Origin of the sequence: Acidovorax sp., assembly GCF_046341535.1 — a bacterium.
Classification (GTDB): domain Bacteria; phylum Pseudomonadota; class Gammaproteobacteria; order Burkholderiales; family Burkholderiaceae_C; genus Acidovorax.
The window spans coordinates 1-4,886 of sequence record NZ_JBKDRI010000071.1; the positions used below are offsets into that span (position 1 = coordinate 1).

Genomic DNA, 4,886 nt, shown 5'->3' on the forward strand with positions numbered 1-4,886 from the left:
GCGAAAACAACCCAAGGCCCAAGTCCACGCGGTGGGCGGCAAGATGACAAGCGGTCAACTGCCGTTTTACGATGATCCTATTGAGTCGGCACCTTTGAACTTGAACCAGCCGTTCGGGCTGTGCCTGGCGAAGCCATGCGCAGAGCTTCGAACCGCACCTTGGACCGGGGCCACAGACTGGTCACGCGGGGTTTGTCCAAGCGCTGCGCGAGGCTTCGACGGGCTCAGCCCGAACGGGTGGGGGGTGGGGCCCTGGCTTTGACAGGCTCAGCACGAACGGGTGGGGCGGGGCCCTGGCTTCGACAGGCTCAGCCCGAACGGGTGGGGTGGGGCGCTGACTTCGACGGGCTCAGCACGAACGGGTGGGGTGGGGCCCTGGCCTCGACAGGCTCAGCACGAACGGGTGGGGTGGGGCCCTGGCCTCGACAGGCTCAGCCCGAACGGGTGGGGTGGGGCGCTGGCTTCGACGGGCTCAGCACGAACGGGTGGGGTGGGGCCCTGGCTTCGACAGGCTCAGCCCGAACGGGTGGGGCGGGGCCCCTGGCTTCGACAGGCTCAGCACGAACGGTGGGGGTGGGGCTCTGGCTTCGACAGGCTCAGCACGAACGGTGGGGTGGGGCGCTGGCTTCGACAGGCTCAGCCCGAACGGTGGTGAGAGGGGTTGAGCGCCGACTCGCATGGTGGCGAGAGGCATGGAGCGCCAACTCGCATGGCATGACGCCACCCATTGCAGTGCCGCGAAGTGCCGCACAGCGCCGCACTCCATCCCATGCGCCGTGCCCGTGCCCGTGCGTTCAGCCCCCCCGACGCCGCCCGCGCCGTGACTACAGCCGCGCCGCCGCCAGCCGCCGCAGCAACTGCTGCACGATGTCGGTCTGCATGTTGCGGTACAGCAGCGCCTCTTCGGCCTCCTTGGCCAGGGCGATGGTTTCGTTGTAGCTGATGTCGCGCTGCTGCAGCAGTTCGGTGTCGGGGATGATCTCTACCCCGGTCTGGGTGCGCAGCCGGAACTTCACGCGCAGGCGCAGCTGCAGTTCGCGCACCTGACCCGAGACATTCAGGCCCAGCACCACCCGTTCGCGCTGCTCCTGCAGCAGGTCCATGATGACCTGGGCCGTGGGCATGGCAGCGGGATCGCGCAGCACCTTGAGCTGGCTGCCCGAGCCCTCCAGCGTGCGCTGCAACTCGCGCGCCAGCGACGAGGCGGCACTGGCGTTGATGTACAGCGACTGGAAACCGAACTCGGGCACGCCGCGCAGCCGAAAGCCGCATGCGCCCAGCAGCAGGGCGGCAGGCGTCAGGGCGAGCAGCGTGCGCTTGTTCATGTGCCCGGGCTCCCTCAGACCACCACGTTGACCAGGCGGCCAGGCACCACGATCACGCGCTTGGGCGCAGCACCGCCGCTGTGGGCCGCAAAGGCCTCGCTGGCCACCGCCAGGCGCTCGATCTCGGCCTTGTCGGCCTGGGCTGGCACCAGCACCGAGCCGCGCAGCTTGCCGTTGACCTGCAGCATCAGCTCGACCTCGTCCTGCACCAGCGCGCCCACATCCACCTGCGGCCAGGGGGCATCGAGCAGGTCGCCCAGATGGCTGGCGTAGCCCAGGCTGCTCCACAAGCCATGGGCAATGTGCGGCGTGGCGGGGTACAGCACGCGCAGCAAAATGCCAAAGCCCTCCACCAGCGCCACCTGGCCGCTGGCCGAGTCGCTGGCCTTGAAGTCTTCCAGCGCATTGATCATCTTCATCGCGCCTGAGACCACGGTGTTGTACTGCATGCGCTGGTAGTCGTAGTCCACCTGCTTGAGCACGTTGTGGGTCTCCAGCCGCAGGGCCTTGGCTTCCTTGCCAAAATCAATATCTTCCAGGCTGCTTGCGCTTGCTGCGCTTGCGGTAGCTGCTTCCATATCCATAGCAGACAGCTTCACGCCAAAATTCCACACGCGGCGCAGAAAACGGTAGCTGCCCTCCACGGCGGCGTCGTTCCACTCCAGCGTGGCTTCGGGCGGGGCGGTGAACATGGTGTACAGGCGGGCGGTGTCGGCACCGTACTTGGCAATCAGGTCCTGCGGATCCACGCCGTTGCGCTCGGTCTTGCCCATCTTGCCCACACCGCCGTATTCCAGCGCCAGCCCCTTCGGGTACGGGCCCTCGGCCTCGGTGAGCCTGCCGCCAACGGTGCGGCCATGCGCATCCAGCACCGGGGTGACCGTCTCCGGTGGAAAGTAGTTCTTGCCGCCCTTGTCGTCACGCCAGAAATAAATATGGTTGAGCACCATACCCTGCGTGAGCAGCTTGGTGAAGGGCTCATCGACCGTGACCAGGCCCAGGTCGCGCATGACCTTGGTCCAGAAACGTGCGTACAGCAGGTGCAAGATGGCATGCTCGATGCCGCCGATGTACTGGTCCATGCCGCTGCCGCCGGTGGACGCCTGCGGGTCACGCATCCAGTAGGCCGTGCCATCGCCAACCATGGCATCGCTGTTGTGGGGGTCGCAATACCGCATGAAGTACCACGAGCTGTCCACAAAGGTGTCCATGGTGTCCGTCTCGCGCCGGGCGGGCTTGCCGCACACCGGGCAGGTCACGCCCGCATGGAAGCCTTCGTGCTTGTGCAGCGGGTTGCCCGAGCCGTCGGGCACACAGTCGGTGGGCAGCACCACCGGCAGGTCTTTCTCGGGCACAGGCACCGCGCCATGCTCATCGCAATGGATGATGGGGATGGGGGTGCCCCAGTAACGCTGGCGGCTCACGCCCCAGTCGCGCAGACGCCAGGTGGTCTTCTTCGCGCCCAGGCCCTTGTGCTCCAGCGCATGCGCCACGGCATTCACGGCATCCTGGTAGTTCAGGCCGCTGAAGCTGTCCGAGTTGATGGTGACGCCGCGCTGCTTGTCGCCATACCAGTCGTGCCAATGGTGGTAGTCAAAGGTTTCGCCATCCACCAGCACCACCTGCTTGATCTCGATGCCGTACTTGAGCGCAAACGCAAAGTCGCGCTCGTCGTGCGCGGGCACACCCATCACCGCCCCGTCGCCATAGCCCATCAGCACATAGTTGCCCACCCAGACCGGCACCTTCTCGTCGGTCAGCGGGTGCGTGACATACAGGCCCGTGGGCACACCCTTTTTTTCCTGCGTGGCCAGCTCGGCTTCGGTGGTGCCGCCGCTCTTGCACTCGTCGATGAACGCCGCGATTGCCGGGTTGCCCTTGGCGGCGTGCGCGGCCAGCGGATGCTCGGGTGCCACGGCGCAGAACGTCACGCCCATGATGGTGTCGGCGCGCGTGGTGAACACATACATCTTGCCGTCGCCAATCAGCGCACCATCGCCGCCCCGGATGTCGTGCGGGAAGGCAAAGCGCACGCCTTCGCTCTTGCCGATCCAGTTTTCCTGCATCAGCTTGACGCGCTCGGGCCAGCCGGGCAGCTTGTCGCCGGTGACGAAGTCCAGCAGCTCTTCGGCGTAGTCGGTGATCTTGAGGTAGTAGCCGGGGATCTCGCGCTTTTCCACCGTGGCCCCGGTACGCCAGCCCTTGCCGTCAATCACCTGCTCGTTGGCCAGCACCGTCTGGTCCACCGGGTCCCAGTTCACGACCTGCGTCTTGCGGTAGGCAATGCCCTTGTCCAGCATCTTCAGAAACAACCACTGGTTCCACTTGTAGTACTCGGGGTCACAGGTGGCGACCTCGCGGCTCCAGTCAATCGCCAGGCCCATGGCCTGCATCTGCGTCTTCATGTACGCAATGTTGTCGTACGTCCATTGGGCCGGCGGCACGCCGTTTTTCAGCGCGGCGTTTTCGGCAGGCAGGCCAAAGGCATCCCAGCCCATGGGCATCAGCACGTTGTAGCCGTTCATGCGCAGGTAGCGCGTGAGCATGTCGTTGATGGTGTAGTTGCGCACATGGCCCATGTGCAACTTGCCGCTGGGGTACGGCAGCATCGAGCAGGCGTAGAACTTCTTTTTGTTCGCGTCTTCCGTCACGCGGTAGGCGTCGGCAGCGTTCCAGTGGTCGTGCGCGGCGCGCTCGACGTCTTGGGGAGAATATTTGTCTTGCATGGGGCAAAGGGGTCAGAGAAGTGGGCAGCCGGGGCCTGGCTGCGCTGCGCAGATTCTAGGGAAACTCGTACATCACCCCCGAGAGGATGCGCTGGTGCCGATCGGAACAGGGCACAAGGCGCTTTTGCAACCCATAGCCGCGCTGTGGGCAAGAAAAGAAACGCTGTGGTCTGCCCAAGCCCGCGCCAGCGGAGCCCGCAGGGTTTTTTGCAGAGTCTCCGCAGGAGCCTGTCGAACTTGTAAATCGTCGGCCACCAATCCGCCACAGGGCGCCAATTTTCGCCGCCTTTTGCCCCATCGCTCAGCGCCAGTGCCTTAAATTCGGCAAAAACGGGCCTCGCTGGGGCCGATTTGAATGAAACCCTCAAATTTCGCGCTCGACGCTTCCGGGTCCGACAAGCTGCTGCGCCAGCGCGTCTTCGAAACCCAGCCCCCTATGGCCCCATCAGCAAACAAGGCAGCGCCAAAACCTCAGCAAGCCGCTGGCCGATGACGAAAAAACGCTTCACCCCAGGGCCTGATCGAGCCGCTGCCGAGTTTTTTCTGCGACATCGGGAGCCTCAGCGCCACCCCGCAAACTCACCCAGGCCAACGGTCAAACCGCATGGCAATGGGCGTACAGTGCGTTTGGAGACGAGCAACCCACCATCGCAGCCAAACGCTTCACCAGCGAAACCACCAACCCCACCACGGGCACCACCAGCACCCCCGAGGTCACGTTCAACCTGCGCTATCCTGGGCAGTATTTCGACAAAGAGACGAAACTGCACTACAACTACTACCGCAGCTACGACAGCAGGACGGGGCGGTATACGCAGGGGGATCCGATTGGGCT

Annotated in this window: 4 protein-coding genes; 1 reads left to right on the plus strand and 3 read right to left on the minus strand. The window is 64.7% G+C overall.

All coding sequences use genetic code 11. The features are described from left to right. Positions 1 to 824: 824 nt before the first annotated feature. The 3 genes from lptE to ACK543_RS04840 all read right to left on the minus strand — a co-directional run bounded on the left by lptE (position 825) and on the right by ACK543_RS04840 (position 4,775). Positions 825 to 1,325 carry an LPS assembly lipoprotein LptE gene (gene lptE / locus ACK543_RS04830; RefSeq protein WP_409941717.1) on the minus strand — a complete coding sequence of 167 codons (501 nt, stop codon included), beginning with the start codon at positions 1,323 to 1,325 and terminating at the stop codon, positions 825 to 827. Between the two features lie 14 nt (positions 1,326 to 1,339). Next, a complete protein-coding gene (gene leuS, locus ACK543_RS04835; RefSeq protein ID WP_409941718.1) occupies positions 1,340 to 4,051 on the minus strand; it encodes a leucine--tRNA ligase in 2,712 nt (903 codons plus the stop codon). Positions 4,052 to 4,646: 595 nt separating this feature from the next. Then, positions 4,647 to 4,775: a hypothetical protein gene (locus ACK543_RS04840; RefSeq protein WP_409941719.1), complete on the minus strand. Its 129-nt coding sequence runs from the start codon at positions 4,773 to 4,775 to the stop codon at positions 4,647 to 4,649. A 1-nt stretch (position 4,776) separates the two neighbouring features. Between ACK543_RS04840 and ACK543_RS04845 the strand changes: the two genes are divergently transcribed. Beyond that, positions 4,777 to 4,886: RHS repeat-associated core domain-containing protein (locus ACK543_RS04845; protein ID WP_409941720.1), on the plus strand; the 110-nt coding region annotated here is incomplete at its 3' end.